Origin of the sequence: Corynebacterium sp. KPL2895, from assembly GCF_040225815.1 — a bacterium.
Taxonomy (GTDB): domain Bacteria; phylum Actinomycetota; class Actinomycetes; order Mycobacteriales; family Mycobacteriaceae; genus Corynebacterium; species Corynebacterium rhinophilum.
On record NZ_JBEHFY010000012.1, the window covers coordinates 1 to 18,490 of the forward strand.

Here is an 18,490-nt window from a genome sequence, read left to right on the forward strand (position 1 = left end):
AAATCCGCAGACGTACGGATGTTGTAGGCATCTTCCCCAATCGTGACGCTGTCGTGCGCCTTGTTGGTGCTGTCCTAACAGAACAACACGATGACTGGATCCAGCAAAACCGCTACATGTCACTAACCAGCCTGGAACAGACCAAAGCATTGATTACCGCCAACGTCATAGACGCTGACACCACCAAGGAGGTCGCATGAACCAGTTAAAGCACCGAGCACGTGCTGGCCCCTGACACCATCACACTGCATGCTCTATCGAAAGGTAGAAACACCACTCAAACGGACTTGACCTTAATCGAGATACCAGCCAGTGGCCAAGTAGACTTTGCCCTGCCCTACCTTCGAGATTATTTGCGCGAGCATGCCGCTAGCTTGGTAATCGATTCGTACTAATCGAGCTCAGTCGCGCAACCCACCCATAGCGCGGGTGTGGATAACTTAAGCTCGTGGCGCCACTCGAGCACCACGGTTCACACTTAGTGAAGATTCAACGAGAACTCCACAGCCTCGCGCGCATTCGGGTAGCAGGCATCGTGCGCCTCATATGTGCTCGGGGTCATGAGCAAAGCACTAACTAATATTCCTTCCATCCGGCACAACCATCCCACCTTCGGCCGCGACCTCGATAACGGCACCTACCTCAAGCTCGCACCCCGCATCGCGGTACACCGCGACCATTACCACGGTTTGAGCCTATCCTCCCAGCTGCGCCTGCGCGCCATCGCCGCCGCCCGCAGCGCTTATACCGCGGTGCTCATCTCTAAGTCCGCCGCCCGCGTCCACGGGCTATGGGTGCTTGCCTCCGCGGAAGAAAAGGTGGAAATGGCCCTTCCCCATAACTCTTTGCCAAATAAGGACCGGCGCCATCCAGAACGCATGTACCGCAAAACGAAATTACCCGAACCGATGCTGGTGCATGGCTCCCGCACCGTTTCGCCAGCCCGAGCTGTGATCGATATCGCCCGATTCCACGGTTTTCGCGAAGGCCTCATTGCCGCCGACTCTGCCTTGAGGGCAGGGATAACGAAGAAGAAACTCAGGCAGGAGTTCGCGCGGATGGGCAGGGTGCGCAATAGCGCGGTCGTCCGGGACGTGATCCACCACAGCTGCGCCGCCTCCCCGTCTCCCCTTGCTTCCTTTGCCCGCGCCCTGCTCATCCAGGCGGATTTTCCGTGGCCAATGTTTTTCGAGGTTCAGTACACTGCCCTTCCCGGCATTACCGCGGAGTTGTGTATCAATAAGACCTACATCATCGACATCACTGAACCGAACGATGACCATACGGCCGGGGCTTCTTCCACAGCGGTCGGGAGGCCAGACGACGCCGCGGCCACCACGATGCCAACGAAGCCGCGGGACCAAACCGGCCAATCCCGCGAAAAGCGCCTGCACGATGCGGGTTTTACCGTCATACGATTTTCCCCGCGGCAGTTAGTACAGCACCCGGGACGCTTCATCTCTGAGGTCACTGCCACTATCTCTGCGCGCCAGAACGCAGTACGCACCCAGCGATCCTGCCACTAAGTTATTGCCGGTGCCGCCCGAGCTATCAACAGATTCGCGGAATGGTCATTTACAAATGAAACGGCCACCGAGAGAGGGAATCTCGGTGGCCGCTAAAATCCCCTTGCTTTAAGCAAGGAAGTCTAAAGGATTTATGCAGTTGTGGCCCTGCGTGCCGCCTCGCGCTTAGCGCGGACTTTTTCTACGACCGCGGCAATGCGGGCGCGTTCTTCTAGGAATTGCGGCGGATTATGCCCGCGCATGGAGCGCACATATGCCGGGTGCGTATCGAGCACGGTGTGCTTCCACGCCTGCACGGCGATAAGCGCTGATTCCCCGGTGCACTTATACAGGTGCGGCAGGGAGACCATGTCGAGGTTGCGGGCGACGGCATCGGTTTGCGCCAGCACGTATTCCACGACCTCGCGGAGGTAATCTGCTACCGCCTGTGTGCGCTGGCGCAGCGCCTCTGCCAGTTCGTGCACGACGATGGGCTTGGCAATGGGATAGCGCTCATCCAATAGGCGCGGGGTGAGCTGCTCCGGCTCCTCCGCATCATTCGCGCCGGAGGGAGCGGCAGAAATGGTTCCCGAACGCACGCCGGACACTAGCGCTTGGCGAAGCCCAATTAGCTCACCCACGCAGCGCCCCGAGTCCACGCGGGCATCGTCGACGATATCGCCGAGTTCTGCCAGGCAATCCATGGATAGTTCCTCATCCCAATCCTCGATTGCTTCAATAAGGTGCTCGAGGTATTCCGCGACTTCGTCGCCGATATTATAAATCTCCTGGGTGAGCTCGCGGTGACGCAGCTCGGCGGCGATCTTCTGCATAGGCTTCGAGCCACTCCTTCCGCGGTTTTCATTTTCTAACCTCTAGTAGAGGTTGAGGTTTTCGGCGACGACTCATGACTCTATGCCAGATCGCCCACCGCGAGAGCGCGACACTCCGAAGCGTTTCACAGGTTTATGGCAGGTTCGCGCTTGCGCCATTGTGACCTGCAAGAAGGAAAACACCCGGGGAATAAAATCCCCGGGTGTACCCGTTTGGGCTCTTTCTAGCGCTTGTAAATGTGCTCAATAGCGCTGGCATAGCGTTGGGCCACCACGTTGCGCTTGACCTTCATCGTTGGGGTGAGCTCATTTTCATCCTCAGTAAGGTCGCTTTCTAGGATGTAGAACTTCTTGATGCCCTCCGCGTGGGAGACCGTGGAGTTCACCTTGTTGACGGCGTCTTGCACCTCGGCGCGCAGGGTGGCGTCGGTAGCGATATCGCTCATGGAGCGGTTTTCTGGGATATTGTGGTCCAATTTCCACCGCTTGAGAATATCCGGGTCCAAGGTGATTAGCGCTCCCACGAACGGCTTGCCATCGCCTACGACCATGGCCTGCGAAATCAGGGGGTGGCCGCGCAGAATATCCTCCATCGGGCCAGGCGATACATTCTTGCCGCCCGCGGTGACAATCAAGTCCTTCTTGCGGCCGGTGATGGTGAGCTTGCCATCATCGTCGATTTCCCCCAAGTCACCGGTGTTGTACCAGCCATCCTCGAAGGCTTCCTCCGTGGCCTCGGGGTTATTCCAATACCCTTGGAAGACCATGCCGCCCTTGATGCAGACTTCGCCGTCATCGTTAATACGCATGGTCACCCCGCCCAGCGGCGGTCCGACGGTACCAATGGATTGGTCCAAGTAGTCCACGGCCGCGGCCGCAGCGGTCTCGGTCAGGCCATAGCCTTCATAAACGGGAACTCCGATGCCGCGGAACCAGTGCAATAAATCGTGGCCCATCGCGGAGCCGCCGGTAATGCAGTACCGAACATTGCCGCCCACGCCCTGGCGGATGGTGGAATAGACCAGCTTGTCAAAGAGCTTGTGTTTAATTTTCAGCAGGCGGTCTGGGCCTTCCTGCGTATCGAGTGCCTTGGAGTATTCGATGGCGATCTTTTCGGACTGCTCAAAAAGGAAGCTCTTGATGCCAGAATCCGCTGCCTTAGAGGCCGCAGAGTTGCGGACCTTTTCAAATACGCGCGGCACGCCCAAAATCACGTTGGGGCGAGAGCGGGCAAACTCGATGGAGATGGTGGAAAAATCGGACCAGTGATTCTGCGAAGCACCGCGAATAGCCACGGCAATCGATACGGCACGGGAAAAAACGTGGGCCAAGGGCAAAAATGTCAGGGTATGGCTACCCGGCACGGCGAATACGCCGATGGGATTGGTGGTCAGCGCCCTAGCTTCCGAGAGCCAATTCCGGTGCGTCAGGATGCAACCCTTCGGCCGACCGGTGGTGCCGGAGGTATAAACCAAGGAGGCAAGATCATCGGTATTGGTGGCGGCAATGCGAGCAGACACCTCGTCGGTGCCAACGCTGCGGCCTTCGAATTTCAAGGTATTGATGGCGGAGGAGTTAATCTCCAATACGCGCCGCAGCCGCGACGGCGAGCCTTTTAGGTTTGGTTCCCCGTCGTCTTGTAGGACCAGGTTTTCTACCAATTCGGAGTGCTCGCGGGTTTCGGTAATCGCAAGTACCGCCCCGGAATCCTCGATAATCCAACGCACCTGGGAGGCAGAGGAGGAAGGATAGACCGGAACCGATGCCGCGCCGGCTGCCCAAATGGCGTAGTCCAGCAGGGACCATTCGTAACGGGTAGCAGAAATGAGGGCAATGCGATCGCCCTGCTTCACGCCTAGCGCGATTAAGCCTTGAGCTACTTCAAAGACCTCATCAATAAATTCTTTTCCGGTGACATTAACCCACTCGTAATTAGCTGGGCGCGTAAACATCACGCCGTGCGGGCGCTTCTTCGCGGTATCCATCAGGGCGGTGAGGCAGGTTTCCCCCGGCTCAATGGTAAATTCCGCCGGAGTGTGCACTTGTTGCAGGGTCACGCGATGTCCTTTCGCACAGCTAATAATAATCTGTGCCTACTGTACCAACCGGATGGCGAATCAACGCGTTTCACCCACGATCGAAGTGGTAATTATTCAGGGCTTATAGCATCAGAGCGGTCCATTTATTAGAGTAATCCACCAATTTGCCCTAGGGCCACAGGCTACCGATTAGCGCAACGATGAGAACCAACGCAATCATGGACCACAGCGTGAGCGAGACCCGGGATTTAGGCAGAGAGCGTTTGCGGCGAACGGGCTGGGAGGTGCCGACAACCGGCGTAGTTGCGGCGCGCTCATCTTTTTTGCGCTCTGGATCCCACAGGCCTTCGCGGGGATCTACCGGCTGGATCCTATCCGAGCTGGCGCCGGGTACGTCGCCGCTCGCTGCGTTATCGCCCGTGCCCTCCGAATGTTGATCAGCCATGGTCTTTTACTGTAGTGCCGCGATTGCGAAACTGGGAAATTAGGCCGGCGCTGCGGTCTACGGCCCACATCAGGCACCAGGCCAGCCCAATCATGATGGGAACCACGATGATTACCACGATGATCATCTGTACCCACACGGCCGCCTGCACCAAGAACTGCGAAAATGCGCTGCTCACGTCAGTCAACCACTCCATGGGTTCTTATATTACTGCCCCACGGTAATCTGGCAGGTATGTCGAGCGCACAGATACCCGTCACCATTGCCACCCCATCTGGACGTATCACCGGCTTTAGCCGCGATGGCCTCTCCTATTTTCATTCGCTGCGCTTTTGCGAAATACCTAGCCGCTTTGCCCCAGCGCGGCCGCTGGAAAAACCCCTCGACCAGGATGCACGCACACCGCAACCGGATGAGGTAGCACTCAGCATCACCGCCCCCGACAACGCTGCGGATTGCCCCGTGGTGGTCTATATCCACGGGGGAAGCTTTGAAGGCGGCTCGCATGAGGACGAGCGGGTGCCAGGCACGGTGACGGCCCGCAAGGGCATCATCCAAGTCCGGGTGGGCTACCGCGTGGGCCTGGCCGGTTTTGCTCGCTTTGCTGACGATGAAGCGGACCGCTACCGCGGCATCGATGACTGCGTGCTGGCTTTGGAGTGGTTACAGGACAATATCGAATCCTTTGGCGGGGATAAAACGAATATCACCCTGGTAGGCCAATCCGCCGGTGCGGCGATTAGCCTGTGGCTTGCCCGGCGCGATCACTACCGCGGTGCTTTTCGGCGCGTCCTCGCCCTATCGCCTGCCTATCCCCGCGATACCTTTGAGCACCGCGTGGCGGGATTGCACAGGTGCCTGTCGGTACCCATCGAGCCCAATGCCCTGGAATCGCTGTCGCCCGAGGCACTAGAAAAGGGCTATAAAAAGTTCCGCAAGAAGCACCGCTATGACTTGGCCCTCGGCCCGGCACCAATGCAGGCATCTGAATTGGCGGATATCCCCATCGTGGTGAGCTCCACCCGGGATGAGTTTTACGATCTTCCAGCCGGCAAGCGCATCGATAATATGGCCCTGGGCAAGTTTATTTGTAACTACCTTTCCCAGCGCTTCGGCTTCCCACACGGGCGCTACACGCAATGGCGCCAGCTCGCGCAGTACGTGGACCCGGACCGCCTCATGGGCCGGATGATAGGCGATTCCCTCGTTCGCCGCTGGACGGCGCAGGTAGCCTCCGGCGCTCCGGGGCCTACCTGGATGATGGAGTTTACGAGGAAGCTTAAGCCGGCGCTGCACTGCGATGAGCTCTACCCGCTCTTCGGCACCGACTGCGAGCTAAATGAGTGGCTCTGCCACTTCGCCACCACAGGGGAGGCGGGTTTCCCCCGCTATGGCAGCGACCACCGCGTGCTCGAATTTGATTTGGATACCGGGGATCGGCGCATTGCCTATGCCACCCTGGATTACGTGGCCGCGGCGTTTTATGAGGAAGACTAACTGCTGCTGTGCCTACGCCTGAAGCGCCGTGCGCAACTCAGCTTCCGCCAGTTCCTCGCACATCCACGGGCTAAATACCGCCGACACGGCATCGGCTGCGGCGATGAGGCGGGTTGGCTCGACCCATTCCCAGGAGTCGACCTCGTCCGGGTTCGGCTGCCACTGCGCCTGGGAATCGAGCTCTATGCAGTAGACGGGGCAGATTTCATTTTCCACAAGGCCGGAGGAGTCTACCGCGCGGTAGGAAAAGGTGGGCAACACCTCGCGCAGGTTGGACAGCGCGTCTGCCGGAATCCCTAACTCGAATTCGGCGCGGCGAATGACGGCATCGGCAGTCGACTCCCCCGGACCAGGATGCCCGCAGAAGGAATTGGTCCACACGCCGGGCCAGGTTTGTTTGCTCAGCGCCCGACGGGTGATGAGTACTTTTCCTTGGCAGGTAACCCACGCGGAAAAGGCAAAGTGCAAGGCAGTGTCGGTGGTATGCACCTCGGATTTGAGGGCAGTACCAATGGCTTTTCCATCAGCACCCGCCAGGACTACCCGTTCCGTCATAGGTTCAGATCCCCCACCCAGGTGACGTTTCCAATGTGTAGGCGGGCATTCCAGAGATTGCCCGGTGCGACATCGTAACGATATTGCAGGTTAACCGCGGCACCCGCGCCCAGCGGGTGATCGAGGCCCGGGGGTTCCACGCCAGGCGCGGAGTTCTCGTCATACGGCAGGGCTTTTACCTTAGACCAGCCGCCATTTCCGTCGGCGCGCTCGAGGACGGGGTCGTCGAAAGCATCGGCGGGCAGGGCCATTTCGTTTTCGTTCTTGAGCAAAATGGTCACCACGGAACCGCCGGAATTACTATCCGTATAAACCCCCTGCAGCTCCCAGCTGACGCCGAGGCCGGCATCTTTCACCGGGCTCGCCAGGTTGGAAGTAACTTCCTTATCGTCGGTGTCTTCCGCTTGATAAGGCGCTTCTTCCGAGCTGGAGACGGTGATATTGTCCCCCAACCCGGTCTCTTCCGGCTGGAGAATGCTGCATCCGGCCAGGGTCACGGCGAGAAGGCTGACCACGCCTGCGCCTAAAGTGTGAGAAATTTTCACCGTGGATGGATCCTTTGCACGCGAAGATTAAGTTTATTTCTGCACAGATACTTTAGCCGAAAGCCGGCCCAAGGTATGCATCTGGGCTGCGCGCCGTGGCGTGTGGCATACTGGAATGTCTCTTTTAGGTACTCTCCCTCCACGCGTCTTTGAATTGAGCATCCCTTCATGAAATCCCTCGTACGCATTACCCGCAGCGCTTCTGCCCTGTGGCCCTATTATCTCGGCGTGTTGCTCGCAGCGACGGTCACTGCCGTCCTTGCGTTGATTTCACCCTTCCTTACCAGGGAAGCCACCGACATTATCGTTGAGGCGCTACAAACAAACGAGCCGCTTGGCGATGCCCTGCGGGCCGTCCTTTTCCTAGCCCTCGCCCTTTTCCTGGCCGATGCCGCCAATGCTTTATTTCGGAATGTCGGCAGCTATATCGGCGATGTCATGGTCTCGCGCTTGCGACAAATTTTATCCAATCGCTACTTTGCCAAGCTCTTGGCGCTGCCGCAGGGTTATTACGATAATCAGGTCACCGGCACAATCATTGCCCGGCTGGATCGCTCTATCGCGAATATCACGCAGTTTATCCAGTCCTTTGCCAATAACTTTTTCACGATGATCATCCAGACCATCGCGGTATTAGCCATTACCGCTTGGTATTACTGGCCCCTGACCATTCTATTGGCGCTGCTTTTCCCCATTTATATGTGGCTAACCGCGCTAACTTCGAAGCGCTGGCAAAAATTTGAGGCCATTAAAAACGAAAACATCGACCAGGCCAATGGCCGCTTTGCTGAGGTCATAGGCCAGGTCAAGGTCACCAAATCCTTCGTCGCCGAATCCCGCGAGCTGGACCATTTTGCCCAGCGCTATGGCACCGTTGTTGACACCACGCGGCCGCAGTCCCGCTGGTGGCACATGATGGATACCTTCCGCGGCATCGCCATGGCCATAATCTTTTTGGGCATCTATGCGGTCATTTTCTGGCGCACCCTCGAAGGCCACTTTTCCATCGGCGATATGGTCATGCTCTTGCAAATGGTCACCATGGCCAAACAGCCCGTATTCATGATGAGCTGGATGATCGATACGGCCCAGCGCGCTATCGCCGGCTCACGCGACTATTTCAAGGTCATGGAAGAAGACTTGGAGCCCACCGCCCCACGCGAGCTGGTCGCCGCCATCACGGATTCCGGCACCCCCGAGCTCAACCTCACCCCCATCACCCCATTAGAGCCAACCCCCGGCGCGCCGGTCTTTGCCTTTGATGACGTCTCCTTTGCTTATGAAGAAGGAAAGCCCGTCGTCATCAACATCTCCTTTACCGCCCACGAGGGCCAGAAGGTCGCGCTCGTGGGCGAATCGGGCGGCGGTAAATCCACCCTGGTCAACCTGCTGCTGGGCCTTTATCACCCCTCGGCCGGCCACCTCGATGTACTAGGCCACCGCGTCGATGACCTCACTGCGTCTCGCTTGCGCGCCTCTGTTGGCGTGGTTTTCCAAGAGTCTTACCTCTTTTCGGGCACCATCCGCGACAATATTGCCTATGGCAAGCCTGGGGCCACGGAGGAAGAAATCGTAGACGTCGCCAAGCGCGCCAATGCCCATGACTTCATTGAGGCCTTCCCGGATGGTTATGACACGGTAATCGGTGAGCGCGGGCTAAAACTTTCCGGCGGGCAGAAACAGCGCGTTTCCGTTGCGCGCGCCATGCTGAAAGATGCCCCTATCTTAGTGCTCGATGAGGCCACCTCCGCGCTTGATACCAAGGCCGAACGCGCCGTCCAAGCCGGCCTGGATGAGCTGATGAAAGACCGGACCACGCTGATTATCGCGCACCGCCTATCCACCATCGCGGATGTCGATACCATCATCACCCTCGAGGCAGGGCGGATCGATGAAATGGGCTCGCCTGCCGAACTCGCGCAATCCGGCGGCATTTATGCCGAGCTGCTCAAACTCACCCAATCCAGCTCCGCCGCGGACCGCCGTCGGCTGAAAAAGTACGGCTTTGTCACCGGCACCAACTCCCACAGCCAGCACGGCGAAGAAAGTGAATAAATCCACTGGGACTGCTGCGCTTAAAGCGTTAAGCTTGTGTGCATGCAGTTTCCTAGCCTAGAAGAGTTGCAAGCCCGCGGTACCCGCAAGTGGACAGTCTTTGATGAGGACATCCTCCCGCTGTGGATCGCGGAGTCCGATTTCCCCACCGCCCCCGCCGTCAAAAAGGCGCTGCAGGAGATGGTGGATAATGAAACCTTCGGCTATACCCCCTCCCCCAAGGCCTCGGGGCTGCGCGAGGCAGTCGCCGATTTCTATGCGGAGCGCTACGACTGGCGCCCCAATGCCGATCACATCTTCTGGATAGGCGATGTCGTCCGCGGCCTCTTGCTCGGCGTGCAGTACTTTACCCGCGATGATTCCCCCGTCATCGTGCCCGTACCTTCCTACCCACCGCTGCTCGAACTCCCCCGCACGGCGGGGCGCGAGAAGATCGAAACCAGCCTCGAGCTAGATGAAATCGAGCAAGCCTTCAAAGACGGCGCCGGTTCAATTCTCTTGGCCAACCCCTATAACCCGCACGGCCACGTCTTGTCGGAGGACTACCTCCGCGGGTTGGTGGAGTTGGCGGAGAAATACGATGGCCGCATCTTGGCCGATGAGATCCATGCCCCGCTGGTTTATGAAGGAAAGCATATTCCGGTGGCATCGCTAAGCGAGGAAGCAGCGCAGCGCACCATTACGGTCACCGCCACCTCCAAGGCCTTTAATACCGCGGGCCTCAAGTGCGCGCAGATTATCTTTTCCAATGCCGCCGATGCCCAGAAGTGGAACGGGCTTACCGGCGTGGCCAAAGACGGCACCGGCACCTTGGGCGTGCTTGCCGCCGAGGCCGCCTACCGCCACGGCGGGGGCTTCTTGGACGAGGAAATCGAGTACCTGCGCGAGACCCGCGACTGGCTGGTAGAAGAATTGCCACAGCGCATCCCTGGACTGAAGACTACGCAGCCCCAAGCCACTTACCTGTTGTGGCTGGACTTTTCCGATACCGCCATCGCCGGCAATCCGCAACCTGCCAAGTGGCTGCGCGAAAACGCCCGCGTGGCCCTCAACGAGGGCGATACCTTCGGCACCGGTGGCCCAGGTCATGCGCGGTTGAACTTCGCCACTTCCCGCGAAATCTTGAGCGAGGCACTCGACCGCATGGAAAAGGCCTTCGCCGAGCTCGACTAGTTCCCAGCCACCCTTTCTCCTCGCCCCATCGCACACGCGATGGGGCATTTATTGTATTTTCACCATGCTTTGATTTCTCAACAGGTGGGCAGTAATATCTCATTACATGAATAGCCCCTATAGGGCTACAGAATTCACATTCCTGGTCGCGCCCTCGCCACCTCGGCTCTCGGCGCGGCTGATGGTTTTAGTACGCAATGTTAAGGAGCCAGGATGGCTACCACCACTGCCTCAGGCACCCCCAAGAGCAAGGCCACCGTTGTCATTGCCTCGCTCATGCTCTTTTCGATGTTCTTCGGCGCCGGCAACCTCATTTTCCCACCGATGGTGGGCGTTTCCGCCGGCACCAACTTCTGGCCCGCCGTGCTGGGCTTCCTCGCCGCCGGCGTGCTCTTGCCCGTCCTGGCCATTATCGCGGTCGCGATTTCCGGCCGTTCCGTCCGTGACTTAGGCGCAAATGGCGGCGCGATCTTCGGCGTCGTCTTTTCCGCCCTGTCCTATCTTTCTATCGGTGCTTTCTACGCGCTCCCGCGTACCGGCGCGGTATCCATGGAAACGGCGATTACTCCCCTGTTGGGCTGGGAAGGCACCATGGCCAGCGGTGCATTCAATACCGTCTTCTTCCTTATCGCGCTGGGCCTGGCGTGGAAACCCAATTCCATCATCGATACCCTGGGCAAATTCCTCACCCCGGCCCTGGTTGCGCTGCTGGTCGTCCTCATTACTTTGGCGGCGCTGAATCACCCGCGCGATCCCCAGATGCCCACCGAAGATTACGTCTCTTCCCCCATGGTCACCGGCCTTTTCGAGGGCTATAACACCATGGACGCCATCGCTGGCTTGGCCTTTTCCATCGTCATCGTGGGTTCCCTGCGCTCTAAGGGCTTTAAAACCCAAAAATCCCTGGTGAAGGGCACCATTACCGCAGCGCTGGTCGCCGGTATCCTGCTTGCCGCCATCTACCTGGGCCTTGCCTGGGTGGGCCAGACCTTGCCCGATGGCCAGTCTTATGAATCCGGTGCGCCGCTGCTTGCCGAGGCCGCCAATCTCACCATGGGCACCTTCGGCCAGGCCCTCTTCTCCGCCATCGTCGTCCTCGCCTGCCTGACCACCGCGGTGGGCCTTATCACCGCCACCTCCGCGTTCTTCGAGATGCTGGTGCCGAAGACGAATTACCACTTGTGGGCCTGCATCTTTACCGCGATGTCCATCCTCTTCGCCTTCCAAGGCCTCGACACTGTGCTGTCCATCGCGGTGCCGTTTATCACCTTCCTGTACCCACCGGCTATCTCCCTTATCCTGCTCACGCTTATCCAGCCGGCGGTAAAGAGGTCCGTCGTGTTCTACTGGACCTACCGCCTTGCCCTGTGGGTATCGGTCATCTGGTCCGCCCTGACCGTCATTTCCGCGCAGGGTTGGGGCACCGCCGCCCTGGATCCCATCTTGTCGCTGGCGCCGGGCCAAGCGGTGGATCTCGGCTGGATTGCACCTACCGTCATCGCGGCAATCATTGGCCTGATTGTGGATATCTCCACCAAGGCTGGCGAGAAGCACTCCAACTCCGTGACCGCGGCGGCCGATGCTGACGGCGATGCCGTCGTTGACTCGCCGCTCGATGCAGCGGCATCGCCAAAGAGCTAAGCTCTCTCCTTCCACTCCCCGCCGCGGGCCCGCATTCCTCGGGTTCCGCGGCGGGTTTCTGTCTGCGGTTCAACTCAGCTTGGGTCGCCGGGATGCGCATGGTCGCGTGAAAAAGGACGGAATAGCCCCGCCCCGCGTACCGTTGCACTATAGGTACTATCCCCGCGAGAAAAAGGATTATTTTCCCATGACTGATCACGCGCCACTTTCCGTATTGGACTTTTGCACCATCTATGACGGTGAAACCCCTGCCCAATCCATTAACCGGTCGGTGGAATTAGCCCAAGAAGCCGAAAAACTGGGGTATTCCCGCATGTGGTACACCGAGCACCACAATATGAAGTCCATTATGTCCTCCGCGCCTGCCGTCCTCATCGCACACATCGGCGCTAAGACGGAACGCATCCGGTTGGGCTCTGGCGGCGTGATGCTGCCCAACCACTCGCCGTACGTCATCGCCGAACAGTTCGGCACCCTGGAAGAGATGTACCCGGACCGCATTGACCTAGGCGTCGGCCGTGCCCCCGGCACGGACATGAATACCTTGGGCCGTGCGCTGCGCCGCGATGGGCAATCCGCCGAGCGCTTCCCAGAAGACGTCAAAGAGCTCAATGCGTACCTCGAGGGCAAGGCCTATATCCCCGGGGTCAGCGCGATTCCCGGTGCTAATACGAACGTTCCTATCTATATTCTAGGCTCGTCCATGTTCGGCGCTTCGCTCGCGGCAAAACTCGGCCTGCCCTATGCCTTTGCCTCCCACTTCGCCCCGCAGCACCTCGAGGAAGCAACCACCTACTACCGGGAAAACTTCCAGCCTTCCGAGCGGTTTAGCGAGCCCTACGTCATCGCCGGAGTAAACGTCACTGCCGCCGATACTATGCAAGAGGCAGAAGCCGAGTACGAGCGCGTGTGCTTCAACCGCGTGAAGTCTTTCGCCGGCCGCGGCAAGTACTTGACCGACCAGCAGGTAGAGCAAATCATCGAGTCCTACCAAGGCCAGCAAATCCTGGACATGCTGCGCTACTCCGCGGTCGGTACCACCAAGGAAGTCACCGAATACTTGGAGAAGTTCCAAGAGCACGCCAAGGCCGATGAGCTGATGATTTCCCTGCAGTCCAGCTCGCACGAAAACGTCATCAAGAACATGCACGTGCTTGCTGAGGGCTGGCAGCTCGATCCAGCCAACGTAGCGGGCACCCCGCGCTAAACCCCCGCCTCGCTGCGCTACACAGCGCCGCGTTGGGCCGCCCTCGACCTCAACGCTGGCCGCGCAGCGCTACCGAACCCGCCGCAAAACAACCCGCTGAGATGGCCCTAATTAATGGCAATATATGCCTCCCCCCGAATGGTTTTAGGGCGTTTATGTGTTGAGTAACACACAAGTTATTCTTCATCTATGAAAATTTTGCGTGCGCGCTCAGCGCTGGGCTGTCTCGCGATGGTGACAGCGCTGGGCACGATAACAGCTTGTTCAGCGGGCCATACGGCGGTGGTCGATACCTCCGGCGACAACGCCGCCCTAACGGTGGCATCTAGTTCGGGGGCCACCTCGCTCGACTTCACCACTACCGGTGGGGCCGCCGCGCCGTCGGTGCTCATGGATAACGTCTATGAGACCTTGGTGCGCATCGATGAAGATGGATCCATCACCCCAGGCTTGGCCAAGGACTGGGACATCAGTGAAGATGCGAAGACCTATACCTTTCACTTGCGCGATGACGTGGCCTTCTCCAACGGCGATCCCTTCACCGCGCAGACCGCCGCCTTTTCCATTAATTACGTAAAAAATGACTGGGCCAACGGCATTTCCGCCGCAATGGACCCAGTCGAAAGCGCCACCGCGGTCGATGATCACACCCTCAAGGTGCGCCTGGAAAAGCCCTCTAACCGCTGGCTGTGGTCCATGGGCACCACCATCGGCGCGATGATGTCACCTAAGGGCGTGGATGACCTTGCAGCGAAGCCTATCGGCACCGGCCCCTACGAGGTGGCTGGATTTTCCCCCTCAGAATTCGTCTCCTTGCACAAGCGCGATGATTACTGGGGCACACCGTCTGAGCACGATGTCACGGTGCGCTACTTCCCCGATGCCATTTCCTCGGTCACCGCGCTGCGTTCGGGCGGAGTGGACGTCGTCTGGGGCGTGGGTAATCCCGAAATCCTCGATTCCCTGGATGATTCCATCGATACCAACGTAGGCACCACCAATGGTGAGGTCCTGCTATCGATGAATAATGACCGCGCCCCCTTCGACGATCCGCGCGTGCGGCAGGCCGTGGCCTACGCTGTCGACCGCGAGGCGGCCAATGACATCGTGTGGTCCGGCATGGCCACCGATACCGGCGGCGCGCCCATGCCGCCTACCGATCCTTGGTTCGAGGGCAAGAACTATTACGACTTCAACCCGGATAAGGCCCGCTCGCTGCTTGCCGATGCCGGCGCCGAAGGCACCCCACTTACCATCACCGTGCCCACGCTCTACTATGCCCAGGCCATCTCCGAGCTGCTGTATTCGCAGCTTTCCGATGTCGGCTTCGATGTCACCCTCGAAACCGCCGAGTTCCCCGCCGTGTGGCTGGGCCAGGTCCACGGTGCCAAGGACTACCAGATGTCGATTATCTCCCACGTGGAGGCCCGCGATATCCCGGCGCTTTTTGGCAACCCGGATTACTACCTGAATTACGATTCCGCCCGCACGCGCGAGCTGCTCGAAAAGGCCGATACCGCAGCGCCTGAAGACTATCCCCACCGCATGACGCAGGTCGTGGACCAGATCATGGCCGATGCCGGCGCGCTGACCGTAATGAATATGCCGAATGTCGTTCTAACGCGCCACGGCATCAGCGGCTTGCACACCGATCAAGTCACCGACGCGATCGTATTGCGCGATCTCACCGACAAAAAGGAGGACCAATGAGTAGTTCTCGGGCACAGGCCATAATCCGGCCGCTGCTGCGCTTCGTGCTCACGCTTTTTCTCGCCTCCCTCATCATCTTCGCGCTCATGCGCGCCGTGCCCGGCAACCCGGCGCGCGTCGCGTTGGGGGTCAATGCCACTGATGACGCCATCGCCGAGCTCAGCGCGGAACTCGGCCTCGATCGTCCGCTGTTCACGCAGTACGGCGAGTGGGTAAAGGGCCTTGCCACCGGCGATTTCGGCAAGTCACTGTCCTCGCAGCAGGACATCACCCCGCTCGTCCTTGACCGTCTGCAGGTCACGCTCATCCTCATCGGCCTGGCCATGGCCTTGGCGCTGGCCTGCGCGATTCCCATTGGCATGTGGCTGGCGCATAACCGCAATTCGCGGGTTGCCGGCTTGGTCTCTGCGGGAACGCAGCTGGGCATCGCCGTGCCGAGCTTCTTAGTCGGCATCATCTTGGTGGCCATTTTTGCAGTCCACCTGGGTTGGCTGCCGGCCAATGGTTGGGTGCCACCTAACCGCGGCGTGGGCGATTTCCTGCGCCACCTCATCCTGCCGGTCATCGCCTTGGCCCTGGTCCAGGGTGCGATGCTCACGCGCTATATGCGCTCCTCGGTGCTCGACGTTATGGACCAAGACTATATCCGCACCGCGCGCGCCCTGGGCGATTCCCCGCGGGAGGCATTGCGCCGCCACGGGCTGCGCAATGCCGCGCTGCCGGTACTGACGGTGTCTGGCCTGCAATTGACCTCGATGGTGGTAGGCGCCGTGGTCATTGAATCCGTCTTCGTCATCCCCGGCGTAGGTTCCATGCTGCTCGATGCAGTCTCCGTGCGCGATCTGACCACGGTGCAGACGCTTGTCATGCTGCTGGTCACCTTCGCGCTGGCAGTAAACATGCTTACCGATGTCGCCTACCGCCTCATCGATCCCCGAATCAAGGCAGGTGACGCACGATGAAAATGCGTTTTTCTGGTTGGCTAGGCGCCGTGCTCGTCGGCGCGGTCGTAGTAATCGCCCTCGTATCGCTGGTGTGGACGCCGTACGATCCCACCCTCGCGCAACCGGGCAGCCGGCTGTCCGGCCCCACCGCAGATCATCTCTTGGGCACGGACCGCTTCGGGCGCGATACCGCCTCGCGCATCATGGCGGGCGCGAAAATCACGGTCTTCGTGGGGCTTATCGCCGTCGGCATCGCAGGGCTTATCGGCATCCCGCTGGGGATCCTCGCGGGCATGCGCCGCGGCACCTGGGTAGAAGCGCTGGTCATGCGCGGCGCCGACGTCGTACTCGCCTTCCCGGCGCTTTTGCTCGCCATTATCGCCGGCGCGGTCTGGGGCCCATCGACGCTCACGGCCATGATTGCCATCGGTATTTCCGGCATCCCGTCCTTTGCCCGCGTGGCGCGTTCAGGCACGCTGCAGGTGGTCACGCAGGACTATATCGCCTCCGCCCGCATCTCCGCCGTGCCGGGATGGAAGGTGGCGGTGCGCCATGTCCTCCCGAATATCGCGAGCCTTATCATCGTCCAGGCCTCGGTGTATTTTGCCCTCGCCATCCTCGCGGAGGCGGGCCTGTCCTACCTCGGTTTGGGCACCCCTCCCCCGGCCGCCTCGTGGGGCCGCATGCTGCAGGATTCCCAATCGCTGCTGAGCACCGATCCCCTCCAGGCCCTCTGGCCAGGCCTTGCCATCGCCGCCACGGTCTTGGGCTTTAACCTGCTTGGCGATGCCCTCCGTGACGCCCTCGACCCCCGCATGAAAGGAGCCACGCGATGAGCCTTTTAAGCGTGCGCGATCTCAGCCTCAGCGCCTCCGAATCTTCCCTCGTCGGCCCTATTAGCTTCGAGCTCGAGGCGGGCGAAAAGCTCGGCATCATCGGCGAATCCGGCTCCGGTAAATCACTGACCGCGCTGTCCATCATGGGGCTGCTGCCCACGAGCATTTCCGCCACCGGTGAGGTCACCGTGGCCGATCACCAGATCATCGGCGCGCGGGATTCCGCCATCCGCCCGCTGCGCGGCAAGACCATGGCCATGGTCTTTCAAGAACCCATGAGCGCGCTGGATCCCTTAATGCGCATTAGTGCCCAGCTCACCCACGCCGGCGCGCACGATACCGCCGCGGCCCTAGAAGAAGTCGACCTCGACGCCGACTTCGCCTCGCGCTTTCCCCACCAACTCTCCGGCGGGCAGCGCCAGCGCGTGCTCTTAGCCATGGCGATGGCAGGCAGCCCCGACGTGCTCATCTGCGATGAGCCCACTACCGCCCTCGATGCCACCACGCAGGACGGGGTCCTCCGCGTCATCGAACGCGTTACCGAACAACGCGGCACCGCCCTGCTCTTTATCACCCACGACCTCAACGTCATCCAGCGCATGTGTCCGAGGGTGCTGGTCATGCGCGATGGCGACATCGTGGAGGAAGGCCGCACCGAGCGGGTGCTCACTCAGCCGCGCCACGCCTATACCCAAGAGCTGGTCTCGGCCTCGCAGCCGCCGGACTTCGCCCTCACCCCGGCGGGTGAGGGGAAGGATGTGGTGATGCTGGAGGGCATCGGCAAGCAGCATGGCTCCCAAGCCGCACTGGCGGGGATCGATCTCCGCATGCGCCGCGGCGAGCGGCTCGGCATCGTCGGCGGCTCCGGTTCCGGCAAAACCAGCCTGCTAAAAATCGTGGCAGGGCTGGATGCCCCGACCTCTGGAACCAGCACCGTGGATGGGCGCGTGCAGATGGTATTCCAAGACCCGCAAGGCTCGCTGAACCCGCGGCTGAAGATCTGGAAATCCATCGCCGAAGCCATTCCCGGGCGCCTGTCCAAGGCCGAGCAGCGCGAGCGCGCCGCCGCCGCGCTGGAAGAAGTGGGCATTTCCGGCGAGGCGCTCGACCGCTATCCCCACGAGTTTTCCGGCGGGCAACGCCAACGCATCTCCATCGCCCGCGCCCTATGCGGCGAACCGGATATCCTGCTTGCCGATGAAGCCGTCTCCGCCCTCGACATGTCCGTGCAAGCCCAGGTGCTGGAATTGCTCGCCCGCCTCATCGAGGACCGCGGGCTGACCCTGCTATTTGTCACCCATGACCTCTCCGTGGTGCGCGGGCTCTGCGATAGGGTCGCCGTGCTCAACCGCGGCGAACTGGTCGAGCACGGGCCCACCGAGCGCGTGTGGTCGAAGCCCAAGAGCGACTACACCCGCCGGCTCATCGCCGCCGCTGGGCAATAAGCTCGCGCGGCGTAAGGTGGTTGCGGTAAACATTTCTAGCGAAAGGAGTCCCGCAGGCTC

General features: G+C 60.1%; 17 protein-coding genes. 11 read left to right on the top strand and 6 right to left on the bottom strand.

Annotated elements, in window-relative coordinates; translation table 11 throughout:
• Both ABRP95_RS06730 and ABRP95_RS06735 read left to right on the top strand, forming a co-directional pair.
• Window positions 1-200 (top strand): transposase (locus ABRP95_RS06730; protein WP_349839132.1); only part of this gene is annotated, 200 nt, incomplete at its 5' end.
• 360 nt (window positions 201-560) lie between these two features.
• On the top strand, window positions 561-1,526 hold the full coding sequence (locus ABRP95_RS06735; RefSeq protein ID WP_284782339.1) for a hypothetical protein: 966 nt from the start codon (window positions 561-563) through the stop codon (window positions 1,524-1,526).
• 131 nt (window positions 1,527-1,657) lie between these two features.
• On the opposite strand, the gene ABRP95_RS06740 is transcribed toward ABRP95_RS06735, so the two are convergent.
• The 4 genes from ABRP95_RS06740 to ABRP95_RS06755 all read right to left on the bottom strand — a co-directional run bounded on the left by ABRP95_RS06740 (window position 1,658) and on the right by ABRP95_RS06755 (window position 5,000).
• Window positions 1,658-2,338, bottom strand: coding sequence for a hypothetical protein (locus ABRP95_RS06740; RefSeq protein WP_005284226.1), 681 nt, complete (start codon window positions 2,336-2,338; stop codon window positions 1,658-1,660).
• A 224-nt stretch (window positions 2,339-2,562) separates the two neighbouring features.
• A complete protein-coding gene (locus ABRP95_RS06745; protein ID WP_349839133.1) occupies window positions 2,563-4,395 on the bottom strand; it encodes an AMP-dependent synthetase/ligase in 1,833 nt (610 codons plus the stop codon).
• 151 nt (window positions 4,396-4,546) lie between these two features.
• A complete protein-coding gene (locus ABRP95_RS06750; protein WP_284782336.1) occupies window positions 4,547-4,822 on the bottom strand; it encodes a hypothetical protein in 276 nt (91 codons plus the stop codon).
• On the bottom strand, window positions 4,815-5,000 hold the full coding sequence (locus tag ABRP95_RS06755; protein WP_284782333.1) for a hypothetical protein: 186 nt from the start codon (window positions 4,998-5,000) through the stop codon (window positions 4,815-4,817). The genes ABRP95_RS06750 and ABRP95_RS06755 overlap by 8 nt, the downstream gene beginning before the upstream one ends.
• A gap of 56 nt (window positions 5,001-5,056) precedes the next feature.
• Here ABRP95_RS06755 and ABRP95_RS06760 point away from each other — a divergent pair, with 56 nt between their 5' ends.
• Window positions 5,057-6,319, top strand: coding sequence for a carboxylesterase family protein (locus ABRP95_RS06760; protein WP_284851395.1), 1,263 nt, complete (start codon window positions 5,057-5,059; stop codon window positions 6,317-6,319).
• 12 nt (window positions 6,320-6,331) lie between these two features.
• Here ABRP95_RS06760 and idi read toward each other — a convergent pair whose 3' ends face one another.
• Together idi and ABRP95_RS06770 are read right to left on the bottom strand one after the other, a co-directional pair.
• On the bottom strand, window positions 6,332-6,874 hold the full coding sequence (gene idi, locus ABRP95_RS06765) for an isopentenyl-diphosphate Delta-isomerase (protein ID WP_284782329.1): 543 nt from the start codon (window positions 6,872-6,874) through the stop codon (window positions 6,332-6,334).
• Window positions 6,871-7,419, bottom strand: coding sequence for a hypothetical protein (locus ABRP95_RS06770; RefSeq protein ID WP_284782328.1), 549 nt, complete (start codon window positions 7,417-7,419; stop codon window positions 6,871-6,873). Before ABRP95_RS06770 ends, idi begins: the two co-directional genes overlap by 4 nt.
• Window positions 7,420-7,587: 168 nt before the next feature.
• On the opposite strand from ABRP95_RS06770, the gene ABRP95_RS06775 reads away from it, so the two are divergent.
• From ABRP95_RS06775 to ABRP95_RS06810, 8 genes are all read left to right on the top strand, one after another.
• The gene (locus tag ABRP95_RS06775) at window positions 7,588-9,474 is read left to right on the top strand and encodes an ABC transporter ATP-binding protein (RefSeq protein ID WP_284782327.1); all 1,887 of its coding nucleotides are present in this window, start codon (window positions 7,588-7,590) and stop codon (window positions 9,472-9,474) included.
• Between the two features lie 42 nt (window positions 9,475-9,516).
• The gene (locus ABRP95_RS06780; RefSeq protein WP_284770256.1) at window positions 9,517-10,647 is read left to right on the top strand and encodes a MalY/PatB family protein; all 1,131 of its coding nucleotides are present in this window, start codon (window positions 9,517-9,519) and stop codon (window positions 10,645-10,647) included.
• Between the two features lie 213 nt (window positions 10,648-10,860).
• Window positions 10,861-12,288, top strand: a complete 1,428-nt coding sequence (gene brnQ, locus ABRP95_RS06785; protein WP_284770255.1) for a branched-chain amino acid transport system II carrier protein — start codon at window positions 10,861-10,863, stop codon at window positions 12,286-12,288.
• A 187-nt stretch (window positions 12,289-12,475) separates the two neighbouring features.
• Window positions 12,476-13,495, top strand: coding sequence for an LLM class flavin-dependent oxidoreductase (locus tag ABRP95_RS06790; protein ID WP_284784790.1), 1,020 nt, complete (start codon window positions 12,476-12,478; stop codon window positions 13,493-13,495).
• 189 nt (window positions 13,496-13,684) lie between these two features.
• Entirely contained in the window at window positions 13,685-15,205 is a 1,521-nt protein-coding gene (locus ABRP95_RS06795) for an ABC transporter substrate-binding protein (protein ID WP_284782323.1), read from the top strand.
• Window positions 15,202-16,167, top strand: coding sequence for an ABC transporter permease (locus ABRP95_RS06800; protein ID WP_284782322.1), 966 nt, complete (start codon window positions 15,202-15,204; stop codon window positions 16,165-16,167). The genes ABRP95_RS06795 and ABRP95_RS06800 overlap by 4 nt, the downstream gene beginning before the upstream one ends.
• Window positions 16,164-16,985 carry an ABC transporter permease gene (locus ABRP95_RS06805; protein ID WP_284782320.1) on the top strand — a complete coding sequence of 274 codons (822 nt, stop codon included), beginning with the start codon at window positions 16,164-16,166 and terminating at the stop codon, window positions 16,983-16,985. Before ABRP95_RS06800 ends, ABRP95_RS06805 begins: the two co-directional genes overlap by 4 nt.
• On the top strand, window positions 16,982-18,430 hold the full coding sequence (locus tag ABRP95_RS06810; RefSeq protein WP_284850056.1) for an ATP-binding cassette domain-containing protein: 1,449 nt from the start codon (window positions 16,982-16,984) through the stop codon (window positions 18,428-18,430). The genes ABRP95_RS06805 and ABRP95_RS06810 overlap by 4 nt, the downstream gene beginning before the upstream one ends.
• Window positions 18,431-18,490 lie beyond the last annotated feature (60 nt).

Bases quoted from the DNA above. Each gene is read 5' to 3' on its own strand.
- ABRP95_RS06750 (WP_284782336.1), bottom strand. From the start codon at position 4,822: ATGGCTGATCAACATTCGGAGGGCACGGGCGATAACGCAGCGAGCGGC.
- ABRP95_RS06795 (WP_284782323.1), top strand. From the start codon at position 13,685: ATGAAAATTTTGCGTGCGCGCTCAGCGCTGGGCTGTCTCGCGATGGTG.
- ABRP95_RS06810 (WP_284850056.1), top strand. From the start codon at position 16,982: ATGAGCCTTTTAAGCGTGCGCGATCTCAGCCTCAGCGCCTCCGAATCT.
- ABRP95_RS06805 (WP_284782320.1), top strand. From the start codon at position 16,164: ATGAAAATGCGTTTTTCTGGTTGGCTAGGCGCCGTGCTCGTCGGCGCG.
- ABRP95_RS06790 (WP_284784790.1), top strand. From the start codon at position 12,476: ATGACTGATCACGCGCCACTTTCCGTATTGGACTTTTGCACCATCTAT.
- brnQ (WP_284770255.1), top strand. From the start codon at position 10,861: ATGGCTACCACCACTGCCTCAGGCACCCCCAAGAGCAAGGCCACCGTT.
- ABRP95_RS06740 (WP_005284226.1), bottom strand. From the start codon at position 2,338: ATGCAGAAGATCGCCGCCGAGCTGCGTCACCGCGAGCTCACCCAGGAG.
- ABRP95_RS06775 (WP_284782327.1), top strand. From the start codon at position 7,588: ATGAAATCCCTCGTACGCATTACCCGCAGCGCTTCTGCCCTGTGGCCC.
- idi (WP_284782329.1), bottom strand. From the start codon at position 6,874: ATGACGGAACGGGTAGTCCTGGCGGGTGCTGATGGAAAAGCCATTGGT.
- ABRP95_RS06780 (WP_284770256.1), top strand. From the start codon at position 9,517: ATGCAGTTTCCTAGCCTAGAAGAGTTGCAAGCCCGCGGTACCCGCAAG.
- ABRP95_RS06800 (WP_284782322.1), top strand. From the start codon at position 15,202: ATGAGTAGTTCTCGGGCACAGGCCATAATCCGGCCGCTGCTGCGCTTC.
- ABRP95_RS06735 (WP_284782339.1), top strand. From the start codon at position 561: ATGAGCAAAGCACTAACTAATATTCCTTCCATCCGGCACAACCATCCC.
- ABRP95_RS06760 (WP_284851395.1), top strand. From the start codon at position 5,057: ATGTCGAGCGCACAGATACCCGTCACCATTGCCACCCCATCTGGACGT.